This window comes from Candidatus Cardinium hertigii (genome assembly GCF_050864855.1).
In the GTDB taxonomy this organism is placed as follows: Bacteria; Bacteroidota; Bacteroidia; order Cytophagales; family Amoebophilaceae; genus Cardinium; species Cardinium hertigii_C.
Genome location: NZ_JBOZWW010000045.1, coordinates 1 through 18,035, shown reverse-complemented (window position 1 = coordinate 18,035; position 18,035 = coordinate 1). Strand labels below are relative to the sequence as shown.

The window sequence follows — 18,035 nt, the reverse complement described above, 5'->3', positions numbered from 1 at the left end:
CCAAGTAATCGAATCAGATAACTGGAATAAACGATGTTTCGGGTTAAGAAAACTAGATAAGCGTTGCTCAAACAAACGTTCAAGGCTATTATTTATTTTCTTAGATTTCATCCTTATTTTGCAAGCTTTTTATACAAAACAACTCTAAAACTGGTTATTAACCAATACAAATTTAACCATTTATTTGCTGATTAACAAATAATTATACAGTATTTCAGGACCGACTAAGTAAAAAATTTGATCGAAGCAATTGAAACTATATTGAAACTATATTGAAACTATATTGATCTATTTTTTTGTTTGCTGGGTAGTAAATAGTGTACAAGGACCATAATTAGCCCATTCATCAACATACAAGGTACGTGGCCAGTTTTTGTACCAACTATAGAGACCATCCATTTTTGCCAAGCCAACATAGATACGAGACCGGTAAGCATACCTACTAAGACAGGAAAGGAAGCCGTACGAAATCCTAAAACAGCTAAAATAAATGGGGCTATGATTACTGGAACATAGAAACGGGCATACCACATAAGGACTCGGGATAATGTGGATATAGGAAAATTAAAAGCCAATACCATAGTAAGCAGGGCCAGCGTACACAGCGCTACACGGACCAGTTTAAGTTGGTGCAAATGGAAAAATTTTCTGAAATAACCTATACTTTTGGGTATATCATAAGCCAGCATAATACTAGCGACATGTAATCTAGAGTCAACTGTGGACATAGCGAAAGATAACATAATCACACAAACTATTGCTTTTAAAGGATAGGAAGCATGAGCAAGAAAATGAGTCCAAATAGCTGTAGAGGGTACATAGGGGAAGCAGACAAAAACCAATAGACCAACTATCGTGGTACATACCATAATAGCACTAGAAAAAATACCTGCATATAAGCATGCCTTTCTTGCTTGATCGGGACGCTTAGACATATATATATGTTGCACGAGATAGGGCCCCATAGCAGCAACCGAATTAGTGAGGTAGTCAAGTATACTGGGTACTTTTCTATCAGAGGGCATAATATTAGATAGCCCGAATTGTTTTTGAGTTTTAAGAAAATCAATGATTTCAAAGATTGTCTTACCAGACTTTTTAAAGACGCACCAAGCTAATACAACCGTAAGGATAGAAAAAATGATACATTGCCATACATCTGTAAAGACAATAGCACGCACACCACCAAACATAGCATAAACCACCATAAAGACAGTAATGAGTAGGGTAATAGTGAATGGATTGGCTGAAGGCATCAATAGGCCAACGGTGTCAGATATAAGACGAATTTGTAAGGAAACGATGGTAACGCTATTACACACTTCAAACAAAGCAGTAATGAATCTTGCATAAGGACCATATACACTAGCCATAGACTCTGGCATCGATAGGCGATAGATAAACTTGGACATACGACCTGCTAACCAACTTAAGAGCAATAATGGAAAAAGTGCAATCGTCATCCTGTAAACTATATACCAGAGTCCTTTAGAAGCATAGGTGATACCATGGTTTAGTAGTCCTCCTGAACAATAACAGGCTACTATAGTAGCTACTATAGTAAGTGTAGAAAATTGCCTATGGCCCACCGCATGCTCCTGAAAGTTGGTAGCCTTTTTAGTCAAAGAACAAAAAAATATTACTAAAGTAGATAGTAAAAAGATTACTAATAGCAGCAATGAAAGATCAATTGGCATAATGGAAATAACCTAGCTAAATTGGTTTAAGCTAATGTCTATAATCACGATACTAATATGGAATATGGCCACGCGACTTAGAAGAAGAAGTAGTAGTATTAGAAGCAGCACAAGCAGAAAGAGCATTAGAAGCAGGAGAACGCATTATGCTTGCAAAGAATGCGTCGATCTTTGATTCTTCTATACCTACTGCACAAAGGACTGTTCGAATGCGACGTTCTTCCTCATTCAATTTCTGATCCTGTGCTAGGACCGATTGGGGTTTATTATTCTGCTTATTTTTAATTTCTTTTGCTATGTTACAAGCTTCACATTCATTATGTAGAAAATATCCGTTGCATCCATGACTACCATCCGACATAATATTTATTGATAAAGCGTATTGATTTACTAAATCTTTCAGTTTATTAGTATTTTCTCTGTCCATGAGCTCTTCAAAAATATCAGATAATGGTCTACCTGTGTGGCTAGAAAGATTCAGCCCTATCAACTTATGGGTATCAGATATCAAAGCATCAAATACGCATGAATCACCGTAGTTTATAGCTGCGCATATGGGCGTTTCTCCTTTGTTATTTTTGCGCATCAGCTCGCTACGACTATTATAACGTTTCGTTTGTATATTTTTTAGAAGATTACGTGTTGCATCACATATGTTTAGGCTAGATCGACGATCCTCCCAGTTATGAAGCACCAAATCATCTTCGTCTTCAGATGCAGATTCAGAAAAAGCTACACAAAAAGAAGTTCGCTCAAAAGCAATTAGATCACAAAAAATTGGATCTTTTATTAAAGTTTCATTTGGAATATGTGAAATGTGATCAACAACTTTTTGAAAATCTTCCTCAGTTAACAGCAAAGGCTTCATCTTATTTAATAAGTACTTCATAATTTTTGCTGCCTCCATAGATTTCTTCCCCCTGTGGTCACCTGCTGCTACATGTAGACAGGTATTTCCGTGTGCATTTGTTTGACATAAATCCATAAATGCATCATGGTCAAAACAAGTCGCTAACAACCCATGTACTTTTTCTAAATTACTATCTTTTATTGCTTTAAAAAGTTTTTGTGTCGAATCAGTTAGCGATGCATCGGGGTTTTCTATATTATCTCTGTGTCCCTGATCCATATTTGGGGCCATACCATACCTGCTACCTAGCTTGCTACAACTCCCAAACAAGCAACAAGCCATATACATTGACAAGATCAGCCTAAAAGGCTTCGTATAAAAATTTATTTTCATAAAAATAGATAAAAGAGAATATTATACAACTTATTATCAAAATAAGCAAATAAGTGATTTTATTCCAATCGTTGCAACCGTGAAAAGTCAAAAGTATCTAAATATTGGGTGGTAAAGTGGCCTTGCTGAAAGGCTGCATCTTCTACCAAAGCACGATGAAAAGGTATGTTGGTTTGAATGCCTTCTATAACCAACTCTTCCAAGCCACGCTTCATTTTGGCAATGGCATCGACTCTAGTATCGGCATGGACAATAAGCTTTGCAATCATGGAATCATAATAAGGGGGCACTACATAACCGGCATAAATATGGCTTGCAATGGTTATACCGAACCCGCCAGGAAAATGCATATGGGTAATTTTTCCAGGAGATGGACGAAAGCCATTAAAGGGATCTTCTGCATTAATACGGAACTCTATGGCATGACCTTGTGGATAAAGATTGGATCTATTCAGGGGTTGGCCAGCGGCTATTTCGATTTGTGTTTTGAGTAGATTAAAACCGGTAACCGCTTCTGTAACGAGGTATTCTACCTGAATACGGGTATTCATCTCCATAAAGTAAAAGTTTTGGTACTTGTCTACTAAAAACTCCATGGTACCAACGCCTTCATACCCTATAGCTGATACGCCTTTTATAGCTGCATCGGTTATTTTTGCCCGTAATGGTTCGGTCACAAAGGGAGAGGGAGATTCTTCAACCAGTTTTTGATGTCTACGCTGAATAGAGCAATCCCGCTCAGATAGATGGATAACTTTACCATATTGATCGGCAACAATTTGTATTTCAATATGGCGTGGTTCTTCTATATATTTTTCTAAATAAAGCCCCTCTTTACCAAAAGAGGCAATGGCCTCTTGCCTAGCCTCTACCCATTTTTGCTGAAATTGCTCTGGTGCATCGACCAACTTAATGCCTTTCCCTCCCCCTCCTGCAGTTGCTTTTAGCAATACAGGAAAGCCTATTTCATGGGCCAAACGAATGCCTTCTTCAACTGAGGTGAGCAAACCATTGGAACCAGGAATAGTAGGCACACCAGCAGCCTGCATGGTTGCTTTTGCAGTAGATTTATCACCCATTTTACCAATTGCGCGATCGGAAGGACCTATAAATTTAATACCATATTCTGCACAAATAGCTGCAAAAGTAGCATGCTCAGATAAAAAACCATAACCTGGATGAATGGCATGGGCATTGGTTACTTCAGCAGCGGCAATAATGGATGGAATAGAAAGATAAGATAGGTGGCTTGCAGGTGGGCCAATGCAGACTGATTCATCTGCAAAACGGACATGCAGACTATCTTTATCTGCGGTAGAATGTACGGCAACGGTTTTAATGCCCATTTCTTTGCAAACCCGAATGATGCTTAAAGCAATTTCTCCACGATTGGCAATCAATATTTTTTGAAACATAGGATATCAAACTGGTTAAGTAAAGCAGCATCCCCCTATTTATCCGGTCACAGGCTCTACTACAAAAAGAGGTTGATCGTATTCTACAGGAGAGATATCGTCAACTAATATTTGAATGATCTTTCCAGTAACCTCTGACTCTATTTCATTATAGAGCTTCATAGCTTCTATAATGCAGAGCTTGGTCCCCTTTACAACTGGATCTCCTTCTTTTACAAAGGGAGCTTCTTCGGGACTGGGTGATCGGTAAAAAGTACCAATCATCGGGGATTTAATGGTTATATAATTGGCGGCAAGTTTATTTTCTTGTACGATTGGGGCCACTTGCGTAGGAAAGGAAAGGCCATTAGGAGCAAGGGATGCAACCTGTTGGGGAATGGCATTACTTCTTTTAACATGGATTTTAATGGCTTCTGTTTCAATATGGACCTCTTCTAACCCTGATTGGGTAATAAAGTCAATCAGTTCTTGAATTTCTGTAGTTTTCATACTTACTTTTTCTGCTCGTTTACACGCTCCATATAAAGACCTGTACGGGTATCTATCTTTACAAGGTCTTCATTGTTAATAAATAGAGGTACCCTAATCTCTGCGCCTGTTTCTAGGGTAGCTGGCTTTAATGTTTTCGTAGCGGTATCTCCTCTAAGACCTGGCTCCGTATAGCTAATCCGCAATACCACAGATGGAGGCAATGCACACTTTAACACCTGATGTGCATCATCATGGTAAACAATTTCCACATGCTGTCCTTCTTTTAAGAATTGGGGAGTATGGACGAAAGATGGGGCAATGGTCAGTTGCTCAAAAGTATCGGTATGCATAAAGGTATAACCTGAACCATCTTTATACAGAAACTGGTAAGGCCTACGCTCAATCCGTGCTATATGGATTTTTACACCTGCATTAAACGTATGATCAATTTGCTTGTCTTTTGTTAAACTTTTTAGTTTGGTTCTAACAAAAGCAGCGCCTTTACCTGGCTTGACGTGTTGAAATTCCACAACGCTATAAATATCATTGTTTAATACAATACAAAGACCATTTTTAATATCACTTGTGTTTGCCATAATATTTTGTTTTAAATCTATTGGTCATCCTGATAAGATCTAAAATTTTACTTTACTGTATATACCAACAAACTTGCTTAAATAGGTTACAAACCGTCATACCCCCAGACTATATACATGGCACCCCAAGTAAAGCCTCCTCCAAAAACGGTTACAATCAACTTATCTCCTTTTTTGAGTTTGTGTTCGTAATCCCATAAACAAAGGGGAATCGTTGCAGCGGTTGTATTGCCATACTTATGAATGTTCAACATAACTTTTTCCATAGGAATGGCTACACGATCGGCTACAAGTTTCAAGATGCGCTGATTGGCTTGATGTGGAACGAGATAGGTAATATCTGCTGGGGTAAGCTTATGACGGGCCATCATTTCTATAACTACTTCTGACATAGCGGTAATAGCAGCCTTAAATACCGTCTGGCCATCTTGGTAAATATAATGTGCGTTGGCTGCTACCGTTTCATGTGAAGCAGGTAATTTACTACCGCCTGCTTTTTGATAAAGAAAATCTTGACCGATGCCATCTGTTTTACAGATGGTATCTATAACTCCACAACGACTCTGTGGCGCATGGGCGGTTAGCAGTACGGCACCTGCACCATCCCCAAAAAGAATACAAGTAGCCCTATCTGTATAATTGGTAATCGAAGACATTTTATCTGCCCCTACGACAATTACTTTTTGAGCCCTACCTGAAGCAATAAACTGAGTAGCGGTATCTAGTCCATAGAGAAAACCAGAACAAGCAGCTTGCAGATCATAACTAAAAGCACGGGTAGCACCCACTGCATGGGCAACCATATTAGCCGTAGCAGGCGTGATCATATCTGGGGTAATGGTAGCACATATAAGAAGGTCTACTGTTTCAGGATCGGTCGCTGTTTTTTGCAGCAAATCTTTTACGGCTTGTATGGCCATGACTGAAGTACCCAGCCCTTCTCCTTTCAAGATCCTCCTCTCTTGAATACCTGTTCTAGTGGTGATCCACTGGTCATTGGTATTAACCATTTGCTCCAACGCACTATTGGTCAACACATCATCTGGAACATAACCAGATACACCTGTAATGACCGCACGATTTATTGTTTTCATTTATTGAACAGACTGGGGTAATTGTTTTATAGACTTTGCCCAAATCAGTAATGGTATAGAGGACAACTGAACCATCTATTAAAGCAAATAAATTATTAAGGCTTTACACGATGCATTACCACCCTTCCCTTGTAATACATTTTACCTTCATGCCAAAAGGCACGATGGGGAGTATGTACTACACCCGTAACGGGACAAACGACCAACGGAGGCATCGCAAGTTTAACATGTGTCCTTCGTTTATCTCTTCTGGAAGCGGATGATCTTTTCTTTGGATGTGCCATGTTTTTAGAATTTTTTATTTAAATTTTTTCCCAAGGAATAAAGCTTTTTATCCAATCTATCCTTTCTAGGACGTAACAGATGGATAAATTTACGAATAATTTTACTAGCTAGAAAATTATTATGCAAATGGGATAAAGGACGATTCAATCGCGCCAGATCTTTTTAAGATAAACTGAAGTATAGCCAAAAAAAACCTGTAGCACTAACAATAAGGAAAAAGCGACAACAAAATCAATAAAAGCCTACCTCTATACCTATACACTTTATTGTAGCCACTAAATGGTTGTTACCTAAAAAGTTAGTTAGTTAGTTACCATTTTTGAAATAAGGAAACCACAAATGCATGGGGATCAAAAACCCTTAAGTCCTCCACTTTTTCCCCTACACCAATATATTTAATTGGAATAGAAAACTGATCTGCTATACCCAGCACCATTCCTCCTTTAGATGTGCCATCTAATTTGGTTACCACAATACCGGTTACTGCTACAGCAGCTGTAAACGCTTCTGCTTGCAGAAAAGCATTTTGTCCATTTGTACCATCCAACACCAACCATACCTCTTGTGGAGCACGTGGAAGACATTTTTGAATGGTTCGCTTAATTTTAGCCAGCTCATTGATAAGATGTATTTTGGTATGTAATCGGCCAGCTGTATCTATAATGACTACATCTACGTCATCGCGTATACCCTGCTGCACCGCCTCATGGGCCACTGAAGAGGGGTCTGATTGCATAGAACGTGCTACTACTGTTGCACCTACACGATTTCCCCAAATCATTAGTTGTTCTATAGCTGCTGCACGAAAAGTATCTGCAGCACCTAGTATAACTTTTTTACCCTGGCTAATAAACTGTGCAGCTAGTTTGCCAATCGTAGTAGTTTTACCTACACCATTTACCCCGACTACAAGTATGACATGGGGCGCAACAAATGGGGTAACGACTATTTCTTCTGTCTTCGAGCTAGACAAAGGATGTAAAAGCTGCTCGGTCTCAGATTGCAAAATCTGGTCTAGTTCACCTGTAGTAAGATATTTGTCCTGTGCTACACGCTCCTCTATAGCATTTATAATTTTAAGGGTAGTGGCTACGCCAACATCTGAGCCAATCAACAATTCTTCCAATCTATCCAATACATCACTGTCAATTGTAGACCTTCCAGCCACAATCTTAGAAAGTTTACTCCAAAAAGAATGGCGTGTTTTAGTCAGTTTTTCTGCTAAATGTGTCTTAGGGGCGGTTGGCTTAGAAAAAAAATTGAAAATACCCATAGCAAGTAACTTATTTTTTTATCTATATAAAACCATTTATATGGATCTACTATTGGGTTTAGAAATATATACAGATAAAAGGGACCTATCTTACAACTGTTTTAACTTTTATGCTACGGCTTTTTTATTTACAGGATTCAGGCTAAAAATTTAAAAAATGGCTTTAGGTAATCTACGTTAATGGCCACTGCATTGCCATTTTTAAATAGTTGGATGCTCCATAAAAATGTGATAGCACAACTAGAAAAAACTACCCTTGAAACCATAAAGAGGATAGGCAAAGGTTATATTTTGCTAGATATCATCTCTTTTATTAATTCAGAAGGCACAATCCTGCTGCGAAAAGTATAAGCACCTGTTTTTGTTGATTTTTTTACTTGAATCAACTTAGTTAACTTAACGGTATCTCCTTTAGAAAGGGTGGCTACTACTTTCTTTGCCATAATATATTATAATACTTATTTGATTTCCTTATGAAGTGTATGACGCTTCAATATAGGATTATATTTTTTTAACTCCATGCGTGCAGTAGTAGTTGTTCTATTTTTTTCCGTACAGTACCGGGACATACCAGGGACCCCACTATTTTTGTGCTCTGTACATTCTAAAATTACTTGGACCCTACCGCCTTTTTTTTTTGCCATTTTATTTTGCTACTTTTTTATCAAGTTTTGCGTGGTTTCTATTTAGACCAACCAATGGTATTGCTTGGATAAAGTTCCTTTCTGTTTGGCTTCCTTTAATACTGCATAAATGCCTTTCTTATTGATGGTACGGATTACAGAGGTACAAACTTTTAATGGAATCCAAATATTCTCTTCCGGAATATAAAAACGCTTATTTTGCAAATTTGGATAAAACCACCTTTTGGTTTTATTATTTGCATGGGATACATTGTTCCCTACAATGGGTTTTTTACCTGTTATATCACAAATTCTTGCCATGTTGTATATGCTTTAATATGGTTACAAATATAGTATAACTTGGTACATTATTCAAACCTTTTAGCAATTAAAGGTAAATACAAATAAAAAGTTTACCCACCAAACTTAAATCTACAAGATTAATTGTCTTGCTGATAATAAATTTACCGCTTTTTGTACCATTCCACGCCTAAACGGGTAGATAAAATCAGAGGATAATAACGTTATATGCTTATTATTTCATAAATTAAAAGGGGCATCCTATCTTTCATGGTTTGATTTAATTAACTTGAAGGGTAAAGTAAATAAAATGTATTATAAGTTGACATGCATGCTGTATTTTTTACCTTGTACATAATATTATTTATCTCACAGCCATTTGAATTATGATTAAATCATTCACTACAACCACACCTATAAAAATGACTGCTTATCTCAAGCAATTAGTAGGCGCAATAACGATTATTTGTGCTTTTATTGACCCAATATTGGCTGCACCTACCAATTTTAGTAAAAAAAATGCCATACACTATCGAGATACACCAGGTTATTACTATGCAGGTATGGCTATAGGCGCAGGTAGCCTACAGGTCAATAAAGTACACAAAGCATTAGCGCAATATACCACTCTAAGCTCCTTCCCCTCTCCTTCAGGTGGTGTGATACTTGGATTATTTGCAGGTCGTCAAATGACCCCCTATATGGCCATAGAATTGGCCTTAGTAGAATGGTATATTGGAGATAGCAAATATCAAGTTTATGACGGGTACATTTCTAAGTTTCCAGGTTCAAAAAAGAGTTCCACAAATTATACAGTGGGACCTGCCTTTGATTTTGTCCCTATGGTCCCAATCTCAGATATAGTTAGTTTACTTGGCGTAGTAGGTATTGGTTGGAAAACAGCTGGTATAGAAATTCTAAACGAAAAAGTATTTAACACAATTGGCTGGAAGCCTATTCCAAGAATAGGGTTGGGCGCGGTTGTAAATGATGAATGTGCACGTTTATCTGGGAAAATCCTCGTAGAATTTAACAATGTATTCCAAAATAATAAGGAATCCATATTTCGTCCTTCTTTATTGCTTTGTATGCACGTAGGGATCAATTTTAACTAAACAAGTATATAATGTCATGCACACCTTAAAACTATCCACGCAAGGGGTAACCCTATTTCAACTTTAAACCTACTTATTATTGTTTAACCTAAAAATAGGTACTATACCTATAAAAATTAATGACAGAAAAACCTACACTTGATCATCTTTTTATGCCACTGGCCATTGAATTAGCTAAACGTTCACACTGTGTTAAAAAAAAAGTAGGCGTTGTCTTAACAAAAGATACCCGTATTATTTCCACAGGATACAATGGCCCTCCACCGGGTACCTATAATTGCGATGAAATATGGCCCAAAACAGGTTGCACTAGAAGTATAAAAGGAGGATGTGCTTTATCTATCCACGCAGAACAAAATGCTATTCTTTATGCATTAACCCATCATATAAATATAAAAAATAGTGTGCTGTACACGACGCTTTCGCCCTGTCTGCCTTGTGCCCGTATAATATTTAGTGTAGGCATTAAAAGGGTGGTATATAAAGATTCTTATGCAGCCTATAAAAACTTAGAGTATGAAGAGGGATTACATTTCTTAACTGAGTTCGGTATCATAGTAGAAACATATCACCCATATAAAGCCATAGAGGCTTTACCCATTACATAACTCCAATACCTCTAATGCACGAAGATGTCTTCTTTATGCAAGCAGCCCTAAAAGAGGCTACACATGCGGCTACAGTTGGAGAAGTGCCCGTTGGAGCAGTAGTCGTAGCCGAACATCAAATTATTGCACGTGCCCATAACCAAGTAGAACAACTTAAAGACCCAACTGCCCATGCAGAACTATTGGCCATTACAGCTGCTGCCCATTACTTCAATAGTAAATACCTTCCCAATTGTACACTATACGTTACCCTGGAGCCCTGTATGATGTGTGGTGGCGCACTTTACTGGTCTCAAATAAAACGACTTGTTTTCGGCACCAGTGACCCCAAAAGAGGCTACCAAAGCTGTGCTACCCCTATCCTACACCCCAGAACCACAATACACCAAAATATTTTAGCGGAAGAAAGCAATGAATTACTGATTTGTTTTTTTAAAAAGCTAAGAAACACTATATTGTAGCGGATAGAACTAATTATTATAATTTAGATGCTTATGATTTTTACACTTCCTTCTTTGCCTTATGCCTACAATGGATTAGAACCTTATATAGATGCCCAAACCATGGAGATCCACCATACCAAACATCATGGGACGTATGTGGATACACTCAATGAAGCAATAACCGGTACTGCAATAGCTACCGCAGAAGGAACCCAAATATCAGTATTAACCCATCTGCTAAAAGATATAAGCGCCTACCATGCTACTGTACGGAATAACGCTGGTGGCCATTTCAACCATCTGTTTTTCTGGAATAGCCTCACACCGCATGCTTCCCCTAAACCTGGAACAGACTTACTAGACAGGTTAAAAAAATCATTTGGCAGCTTTGAAAAATTCCAAGAAATCTTTTCAACAGCATCTGCCACCCACTTTGGTGCTGGATGGACCTGGTTAACAGTAGCCAAGAAAGACGGTAGTTTATTTATTGCTACAACTGATAAGCAAGATAATCCAATTATGAATACCCTTCCTATTCAAGAACAAGGCATCCCTATTTTAGGACTAGATCTATGGGAGCATGCCTACTACCTAAGCTATCAAAACAGACGCTCAGCCTATATAAAAGCTTTTTGGAAAATGGTTCACTGGAAGGTTGTCGAGGATAGGTATATAGAAGCCACAAAATAAAAAGCTGGATCATCTTCGTTGTAGATTGACTGATAGCTTTAGGCTCGCGCGCAATGTATTCCCTTTAACTGTAAGGATTATTGAAAGCTTTTTATCGTATTTTAGTGCTTTTTTAAATTTTCATCTTCATTCAGAAGAAATAGCGGTTCAATTTAAATCAGATTATGAAACAAAGAGAAAAAAAATTTGTACAACACAACGTCCCACAATCTATTTTTATATTGGCCATATTGGTAATACTGGGCTTACTTTTCTATTATAACAAAGAAAAAAGCGTCATTCCCATTTCTGAGAAACGTTTTGAAGAAATGATGCTGAACCAAGAAGTTCAATCTGTTACTTTAATAACGAATCAACACCTAGTAGAAGTCGTAGTCAAAGAAGACGCATTGCGCAAGCCCTGTTATCAACAAGAATTAGCAGGACGAGCTGCTTGGAGAAATAGCAGGCGATTGGTCTACACTTTTCGAATACCCAATTTTGACATCTTTGATAAAAAATTTGGAGCGATAGAAGCAAAAATAGATCCTGAAGCTAGAATAGGTTACAGCTGTCAAGAACGTTCAGAGCCTACTAGTTTTATCAACTGGTCCTTTTTATTGACGCTATTTGTTATTTACTGGTTTTTTATTCGTAAGCCAGGCAGTGGTATGGCAGGTCCTGGTACACAGCTTTTTAATATGAATACATTAAAAGCAACCATTTTTGATAAAAACAATCAGTTAAAAGTTACTTTCCAAGATGTAGCTGGCATGAAAGAGGCGAAAGAAGAGGTAAAAGAAGTGGTAGATTTTTTGAAAACGCCTGATAAATTTACGCTGCTTGGTGGCAAAATTCCCAAAGGTGTATTGCTAGTAGGTCCTCCAGGCACGGGTAAAACTTTACTGGCCAAAGCGATGGCTGGTGAAGCCGGTGTGCCTGTTATTTGTCTTTCTGGATCAGATTTTGTCGAAATGTTTGTGGGTATAGGTGCAGCACGTGTCCGTGACCTATTTAAAAAAGCAAAAGAAAAAGCACCATGTATTATTTTTATCGATGAAATCGATGCAGTAGGTAGGACACGAGGAAAAGCCAATATGCCTGGAGTGAATGATGAACGTGAAAATACCTTGAACTCGCTCTTGGTAGAAATGGATGGAGTATCAACCAATTCTGGGGTGATTGTCATAGCTGCTACCAATAGACCAGAAGTACTAGATCCTGCACTGCTGCGGCCAGGAAGATTTGATCGGCAGGTCAGTATAGACAACCCAGATGTAGTAGATAGGGAGGCGATTATACGATGCCATAGCAAAAGGTTAAAGCTGGAAAGGCATATACGGATTAAACAACTTGCCGAACAAACCCCTGGATTCTCTGGAGCAGATCTCTCTAACATGTGTAATGAGTCAGCTTTAATAGCCGCTAGAAAAAGTAGGAAGTTTGTAACAATGAGCGACTTTAATGCAGCTATAGATCGAATTATTGGTGGGTTAGAGAAAAAAAACAAGCTAATTTCTCCAGAAGAAAAAAAAATAGTAGCCTACCACGAAGCCGGTCATGCCATTGCTGGATGGTTTTTAGAACATGCACATCCACTGGTGAAAGTAAGTATTGTACCACGTGGCATAGCTGCATTGGGCTATGCGCAGTATTTGCCGAAAGAACAATTTATCTATCAAGAGAATCAATTATTAGATGAGTTGGCTATGGCGCTGGGAGGAAGAGCAGCTGAGGAACTTATTTTTGGAAAAATTTCAACAGGTGCGGTAAATGATTTGGAACGTACCACTAAATTGGCCTATAGCATGGTTACAGTCTATGGGATGAACGCTAAAGTGGGCCACCTTTCTTTTCACAACTCTAAACAAGTAGATTATACTTTTACAAAGCCTTACTCAGAAAAAACAGCTTATACCATAGATGAGGAAGTCAAAGCGATCATAGATGGTGCATATGAACGGGTCAAAACGTTGCTCAAAGAAAAAATGGACCAACTAACGCTTTTGGCTGAGGCTTTACTGGTACGAGAAACTATATTTAAGTCAGATTTAGAGCGTTTGATAGGCAAACGATTTGTAAAAGAATCAAAAAATATACCTACTGAAGATGGTCCATCACCTCAAGCATCACTCCCACAATCGGATGATGATCAAGCAATGCTCCCTTTGCCCAATGACCTAGAGCAGGTATAAACTAAGATTTGTTTCGTAGCCGCTTATCAAACGATTGGATCAGTAAAGTTGGAATAGATTGTTTTGGCCATCTAGCAGATAGAACGAAAAAGATGCATAAAAAAATAGGTGTACTAATGGGTGGGTTTACACCCGAACGGCATGTATCATTAGAAAGTGGGCGGAATATTTATAGTAAATTGGCGGCTTCTAACCAATATGAGCCCCTTCCGCTATTTCTATCTGGCTCTACGAAGGCCTATCGGATTTTTATACTGCCTGCTGCACTATTGTTAAAAGATAATGCAGATGATGTACACGATGCACTTTTACATCCAGCTAAATTTAGCGCAGCAGAGGCATTATTAACCGTCATAAGACAAGAAGCTGCTTCCATTACTAAAAATTATGCAAAGGATGCTATTTTTAGGCCAGAAGAACTTACCTTTTCTACCTTAAAGGAAAGAATAGACTTTGTCTTTATCGCTTTGCATGGTAGGCCTGGAGAAGATGGCACTTTGCAAAAGATACTAGAAAAGTATGATATACCTTACAACGGATCTGGCATAGCCACTACTGCTTTAACCATTGATAAATATGCAACCAACCAGTTTTTAGCTAAAAAAGGCTTTCAGGTTGCACAGCAACTTGTGGTTACCCAAAAAGATTGGGAAGATCATCCAGTTGCTACGATCCATACTGTAGCCAATCTGTTTACTTACCCAATCATTGCCAAACCTCTAGACGATGGTTGCAGTGCAGGGGTCATACGCATTGCCAATAGTGATATGTTGACGGCTTATGCATCTGCTGCTTTTAGAAATAAGCCACTAATGTCTAGCGAAATGATGCAACCCTTGGGATTACAAGTAGCAGACTATATTCCCCAACAAAAACAATTTCTACTAGAAACACTCATTCAAAAAGATCAAGAAGCACTTGCTTGTTTAGAAACTACAACAGGCTTATTAACCCATATAGATCATAATGGTAAAACCTTATATGAAGTATTTGAACCCTCAGAAACGGTAGCAGCAGATGACATACTTTCATTAGAAGAAAAATTTTTAGCAGGGGAAGGCCATAACATTACTCCAGCACGCTTTGATTGTAATGACAAAGTAGCTGCTATAATCAGCAAAAGGGTAAAGCGCGAGCTGGAAAATATAGCAAGGGTTTTAAATATACAAGGTTATGCCAGAATAGATGCTTTTGTAAAAATCTATGCCAATCAAAAAATAGCAGTATGGATTATTGAAATCAATGCACTGCCTGCTATGACACCAGCTACCTGTATTTTTCACCAATGTGCTTTAAACGGTTATACACCATTTGATTTTATACATGGGATTATTCAATATGGATGGACCAAAAGAAATTTTGCTGCCTCTACAGAAACGCTAAGCTTAGATAGATGTATAAAAAAACGCTAATAAAGATATTACAACATATTATTTACATATTTTGCTTGTTTATCAGTATTTTATATATTTTTTTCTATATAGCATTACCTTATATTACCCATCAAGGTAAAATGGTTCAAGTACCCGATCTAACGGGTATGCCTTTAGAAGCATTGGATGGAACACTCAACAAATATGATTTGCGTTACGTTATAACAGACAACAGCAGTTACGCGGCAGAATTACCGCCTTTTACTGTTTTGCAACAATTTCCAACAGCAGGTGCTTGGGTAAAGACAAAACGAAAAATCTATTTAACCTTAAATGCAGAAAATCCTCCACTTGTATCTATGCCCCATCTTATTGAGGGTTCTATTAGGGAAGCTCAACTCCTCCTAAAGAACAAAGGACTAAAGTTAGGTAGCATCAAATATGTCCCTGATATTACAAAATATGCTGTTTTGGAACAATGGTATGATAAACATCCTATACCTACTGGAAAATTTATTCATAAAGGATCGACCATTGACTTAGTCGTTGGTGCTGGGCTAGGTGAACAAATTATTGAAGTACCAGATGTACTAGCGATGCCTTTAGAAGAAGCACATGTCACACTATTAGAGCGAGGCATGCGTATAGGTGTGCTCCATCATCTTAAAAAGAACCACGCACCCATTGGTAGTGTGATACAACAAAACCCTATGCCAGGCACCAAGGTGCCGTTGGGCACTTCTATGAATCTGTGGATCGTTCAGCCTTAACAAATTGCTTAAAGACTGGTATCTGTTCATGACCTTAATAGAATAGCTGGGTTAAAAGGTTATGGCCCCACAGAATTACAAAAGAAAAAAAATATATAAGTCGCTTGTGCTTATTATGTTTTAGCGCTGGATAAACTTTATCAAACCTATGCTACTGTATAACACCTCTTTGCTAATCATCTTAGTCTTTTTAGCAGTGCCCCTAGTGCTACGCCTTTACATTACGCAAAAAGCAACTACATTTCGCGAATATGCTGTGGGTAATAAGCGGTTGCACACCAGTAGATTGGTCACTACCTTTTTAGCTACGCTTTTCGGAGGAGGCGTGCTGATGCGTGAAATACCCAACGTCTATGATAAGGGTATCGTACATATTATCATAATAGGCTCATTCTTTCTTCATATTTATATAATCCATTTACTAGGACTACGTATGGGGCCGTTTATGCAGCACCTTTCTATTGCCGATACCATCGGTAACGTCTACGGTAAGTATCCAAGGATGATTACCGCTTTATTGGCTACAAGTTGTGCCATTGGTTTCGTGGCTATTCAAATCAATGTCATGTCCTCTGCTATTGGCATGTGCATGGATGCAATAGACGCTTCGATGGTAATCTTTTTAGCAACCTTAGTCCTTGTTAGTTATGCTATCTTTGGAGGTATGCGTACGGTTATCATGACAGATTTATTGCAATTTGTAACTTTCACGATTGTTATTCCACTCCTTATTAAGTTTGTATTCATTAAGGCAGATAAATCATTTCTAGAAGCTATAAGCTTGTTACAAATGCAAGAAAAATTTCAGTTCAAGAAGCTGTTCCAATTTGACAAAAAAGTATTGAATATGGTTTTAAACAATCTATATTATGCAATCGCATTCAATCCCGCAATCATACAGCACATCTACATGTCTACTAGCCCGATTCAAGTTAAAAAAGTTTTTTTGCGCGTAACGCTTTGGGGACTGATTATATCTGGAGGGATTTTTTTAATTGCATTATTTGTTTTTATAGGCGATTCAACCTTACTGAAAGAAGAAATTTGGCTACATATCCTGACTGATATGTCACCTGCTTATAGAATATGTGTAGTGATTAGTATATTGGTAATGACGATATCTACAGGTGATTTTGCGCTACATATTGCCGCAATTATGGTTAGTCATGATATGATGGAAAGTATGCGAGGCATACAAGCTACACCCTATATCCAACAACTTCGCTTGTCTAAATTAATTAAACTGGTTGGAGGTCTATTGGCCATGATCATAACATTTTACCATCCTAATCTATTTGCGTTAACTAAGTTTATTTTTGAATATTTTATAGGTTGCTTTGCGATTACAGTTGTACCACCTTTTATATTAGCCGTTTTTGGTTTTAGGGGTACTGCGTCTACAGCTTTGATGGGAATGGCTATAGGTATACTGGTCATCCTGACCTGGAACCATTGGGTTCAGCCTAAAATAGAAATAGATGGTAAATTTATTGCCATAATTTCCAATGGTTTAACGATGGTGGCTGCACATTATCTACTATTCCAACCGCCTGGTAAGGGATGGATTGAGCCAGATGATCAACAGAAAAGAATAAAACAACTGATACAGGCATTTAAAAAATTTAAAAAAAGTATAGATCTAGATAGTGTCGTCATAAAAAGTTAGCCCATAAATGGATACATCTAATTTGGACAGCTGCCAAGAAGGATGCTGTGTTCTTTGCATACCTAGTGGAGATTCCTCTCCATTGCTTAATTTTGAGAAACATATTCTCAATAAGATGTCGGAATTTATATAAATTCTTGTCAAAATAACGTTTTGTTTTTCTGTTTTTCTTGGAAGGGATAACAGGAACAATACCTTT

General features: G+C 37.9%; 19 protein-coding genes and 1 pseudogene. 8 read left to right on the top strand and 12 right to left on the bottom strand.

Annotation, left to right across the window (positions count from 1 at the left end):
* Positions 1-278 precede the first annotated feature (278 nt).
* The 11 genes from ACRRVB_RS01690 to rpmB form a co-directional block, all read right to left on the bottom strand.
* A complete protein-coding gene (locus ACRRVB_RS01690; RefSeq protein ID WP_432466266.1) occupies positions 279-1,697 on the bottom strand; it encodes a sodium:solute symporter family protein in 1,419 nt (472 codons plus the stop codon).
* 52 nt (positions 1,698-1,749) lie between these two features.
* Positions 1,750-2,940 carry a hypothetical protein gene (locus ACRRVB_RS01685; RefSeq protein WP_432466265.1) on the bottom strand — a complete coding sequence of 397 codons (1,191 nt, stop codon included), beginning with the start codon at positions 2,938-2,940 and terminating at the stop codon, positions 1,750-1,752.
* Between the two features lie 59 nt (positions 2,941-2,999).
* Positions 3,000-4,355 carry an acetyl-CoA carboxylase biotin carboxylase subunit gene (accC, locus tag ACRRVB_RS01680; RefSeq protein ID WP_432466264.1) on the bottom strand — a complete coding sequence of 452 codons (1,356 nt, stop codon included), beginning with the start codon at positions 4,353-4,355 and terminating at the stop codon, positions 3,000-3,002.
* Positions 4,356-4,394: 39 nt separating this feature from the next.
* On the bottom strand, positions 4,395-4,844 hold the full coding sequence (accB, locus tag ACRRVB_RS01675; protein WP_432466263.1) for an acetyl-CoA carboxylase biotin carboxyl carrier protein: 450 nt from the start codon (positions 4,842-4,844) through the stop codon (positions 4,395-4,397).
* A 2-nt stretch (positions 4,845-4,846) separates the two neighbouring features.
* Positions 4,847-5,422, bottom strand: coding sequence for an elongation factor P (efp, locus tag ACRRVB_RS01670; RefSeq protein ID WP_432466262.1), 576 nt, complete (start codon positions 5,420-5,422; stop codon positions 4,847-4,849).
* Positions 5,423-5,508: 86 nt separating this feature from the next.
* Positions 5,509-6,516 carry a beta-ketoacyl-ACP synthase III gene (locus ACRRVB_RS01665; RefSeq protein ID WP_432466261.1) on the bottom strand — a complete coding sequence of 336 codons (1,008 nt, stop codon included), beginning with the start codon at positions 6,514-6,516 and terminating at the stop codon, positions 5,509-5,511.
* A gap of 95 nt (positions 6,517-6,611) precedes the next feature.
* On the bottom strand, positions 6,612-6,800 hold the full coding sequence (gene rpmF, locus ACRRVB_RS01660; RefSeq protein WP_432466260.1) for a 50S ribosomal protein L32: 189 nt from the start codon (positions 6,798-6,800) through the stop codon (positions 6,612-6,614).
* A gap of 311 nt (positions 6,801-7,111) precedes the next feature.
* On the bottom strand, positions 7,112-8,074 hold the full coding sequence (gene ftsY / locus ACRRVB_RS01655) for a signal recognition particle-docking protein FtsY (protein ID WP_432466259.1): 963 nt from the start codon (positions 8,072-8,074) through the stop codon (positions 7,112-7,114).
* A gap of 284 nt (positions 8,075-8,358) precedes the next feature.
* The gene (locus ACRRVB_RS01650; protein ID WP_432466258.1) at positions 8,359-8,517 is read right to left on the bottom strand and encodes a DUF4295 family protein; all 159 of its coding nucleotides are present in this window, start codon (positions 8,515-8,517) and stop codon (positions 8,359-8,361) included.
* 15 nt (positions 8,518-8,532) lie between these two features.
* Entirely contained in the window at positions 8,533-8,718 is a 186-nt protein-coding gene (gene rpmG, locus ACRRVB_RS01645) for a 50S ribosomal protein L33 (protein ID WP_432466257.1), read from the bottom strand.
* A 42-nt stretch (positions 8,719-8,760) separates the two neighbouring features.
* Positions 8,761-9,018 carry a 50S ribosomal protein L28 gene (gene rpmB, locus ACRRVB_RS01640; protein WP_014934564.1) on the bottom strand — a complete coding sequence of 86 codons (258 nt, stop codon included), beginning with the start codon at positions 9,016-9,018 and terminating at the stop codon, positions 8,761-8,763.
* A gap of 365 nt (positions 9,019-9,383) precedes the next feature.
* Between rpmB and ACRRVB_RS01635 the strand changes: the two genes are divergently transcribed.
* The 8 genes from ACRRVB_RS01635 to ACRRVB_RS01600 all read left to right on the top strand — a co-directional run bounded on the left by ACRRVB_RS01635 (position 9,384) and on the right by ACRRVB_RS01600 (position 17,836).
* Complete coding sequence (locus ACRRVB_RS01635) at positions 9,384-10,112, top strand: hypothetical protein (RefSeq protein WP_432466256.1); 729 nt, start codon at positions 9,384-9,386, stop codon at positions 10,110-10,112.
* Positions 10,113-10,231: 119 nt separating this feature from the next.
* Positions 10,232-10,720 (top strand): deoxycytidylate deaminase, encoded by a 489-nt coding sequence (locus tag ACRRVB_RS01630; protein ID WP_432466255.1) that lies wholly within the window; start codon positions 10,232-10,234, stop codon positions 10,718-10,720.
* A gap of 14 nt (positions 10,721-10,734) precedes the next feature.
* Positions 10,735-11,181, top strand: a complete 447-nt coding sequence (locus ACRRVB_RS01625) for a nucleoside deaminase (protein ID WP_432466254.1) — start codon at positions 10,735-10,737, stop codon at positions 11,179-11,181.
* Between the two features lie 33 nt (positions 11,182-11,214).
* Positions 11,215-11,853, top strand: coding sequence for a superoxide dismutase (locus ACRRVB_RS01620; protein WP_432466253.1), 639 nt, complete (start codon positions 11,215-11,217; stop codon positions 11,851-11,853).
* Between the two features lie 164 nt (positions 11,854-12,017).
* A complete protein-coding gene (gene ftsH, locus ACRRVB_RS01615) occupies positions 12,018-14,027 on the top strand; it encodes an ATP-dependent zinc metalloprotease FtsH (protein WP_432466252.1) in 2,010 nt (669 codons plus the stop codon).
* 8 nt (positions 14,028-14,035) lie between these two features.
* Positions 14,036-15,439 carry a D-alanine--D-alanine ligase family protein gene (locus ACRRVB_RS01610; RefSeq protein WP_432466251.1) on the top strand — a complete coding sequence of 468 codons (1,404 nt, stop codon included), beginning with the start codon at positions 14,036-14,038 and terminating at the stop codon, positions 15,437-15,439.
* A 101-nt stretch (positions 15,440-15,540) separates the two neighbouring features.
* The gene (locus ACRRVB_RS01605; RefSeq protein ID WP_432466250.1) at positions 15,541-16,170 is read left to right on the top strand and encodes a PASTA domain-containing protein; all 630 of its coding nucleotides are present in this window, start codon (positions 15,541-15,543) and stop codon (positions 16,168-16,170) included.
* A gap of 205 nt (positions 16,171-16,375) precedes the next feature.
* Complete coding sequence (locus ACRRVB_RS01600) at positions 16,376-17,836, top strand: sodium:solute symporter family protein (protein WP_432466249.1); 1,461 nt, start codon at positions 16,376-16,378, stop codon at positions 17,834-17,836.
* Here the strand turns inward: ACRRVB_RS01600 and ACRRVB_RS01595 are convergent.
* Positions 17,823-18,035, bottom strand: a pseudogene (locus ACRRVB_RS01595) (IS5/IS1182 family transposase); the annotation flags it as partial. The gene ACRRVB_RS01600 and the pseudogene ACRRVB_RS01595 overlap by 14 nt on opposite strands.

Excerpts from the sequence above, each read along its gene's own strand:
- ACRRVB_RS01690 (WP_432466266.1), bottom strand. The coding sequence starts at position 1,697 with ATGCCAATTGATCTTTCATTGCTGCTATTAGTAATCTTTTTACTATCT.
- ACRRVB_RS01685 (WP_432466265.1), bottom strand. The coding sequence starts at position 2,940 with ATGAAAATAAATTTTTATACGAAGCCTTTTAGGCTGATCTTGTCAATG.
- accC (WP_432466264.1), bottom strand. The coding sequence starts at position 4,355 with ATGTTTCAAAAAATATTGATTGCCAATCGTGGAGAAATTGCTTTAAGC.
- accB (WP_432466263.1), bottom strand. The coding sequence starts at position 4,844 with ATGAAAACTACAGAAATTCAAGAACTGATTGACTTTATTACCCAATCA.
- efp (WP_432466262.1), bottom strand. The coding sequence starts at position 5,422 with ATGGCAAACACAAGTGATATTAAAAATGGTCTTTGTATTGTATTAAAC.
- ACRRVB_RS01665 (WP_432466261.1), bottom strand. The coding sequence starts at position 6,516 with ATGAAAACAATAAATCGTGCGGTCATTACAGGTGTATCTGGTTATGTT.
- rpmF (WP_432466260.1), bottom strand. The coding sequence starts at position 6,800 with ATGGCACATCCAAAGAAAAGATCATCCGCTTCCAGAAGAGATAAACGA.
- ftsY (WP_432466259.1), bottom strand. The coding sequence starts at position 8,074 with ATGGGTATTTTCAATTTTTTTTCTAAGCCAACCGCCCCTAAGACACAT.
- ACRRVB_RS01650 (WP_432466258.1), bottom strand. The coding sequence starts at position 8,517 with ATGGCAAAGAAAGTAGTAGCCACCCTTTCTAAAGGAGATACCGTTAAG.
- rpmG (WP_432466257.1), bottom strand. The coding sequence starts at position 8,718 with ATGGCAAAAAAAAAAGGCGGTAGGGTCCAAGTAATTTTAGAATGTACA.
- rpmB (WP_014934564.1), bottom strand. The coding sequence starts at position 9,018 with ATGGCAAGAATTTGTGATATAACAGGTAAAAAACCCATTGTAGGGAAC.
- ACRRVB_RS01635 (WP_432466256.1), top strand. The coding sequence starts at position 9,384 with ATGATTAAATCATTCACTACAACCACACCTATAAAAATGACTGCTTAT.
- ACRRVB_RS01630 (WP_432466255.1), top strand. The coding sequence starts at position 10,232 with ATGACAGAAAAACCTACACTTGATCATCTTTTTATGCCACTGGCCATT.
- ACRRVB_RS01625 (WP_432466254.1), top strand. The coding sequence starts at position 10,735 with ATGCACGAAGATGTCTTCTTTATGCAAGCAGCCCTAAAAGAGGCTACA.
- ACRRVB_RS01620 (WP_432466253.1), top strand. The coding sequence starts at position 11,215 with ATGATTTTTACACTTCCTTCTTTGCCTTATGCCTACAATGGATTAGAA.
- ftsH (WP_432466252.1), top strand. The coding sequence starts at position 12,018 with ATGAAACAAAGAGAAAAAAAATTTGTACAACACAACGTCCCACAATCT.
- ACRRVB_RS01605 (WP_432466250.1), top strand. The coding sequence starts at position 15,541 with ATGGTTCAAGTACCCGATCTAACGGGTATGCCTTTAGAAGCATTGGAT.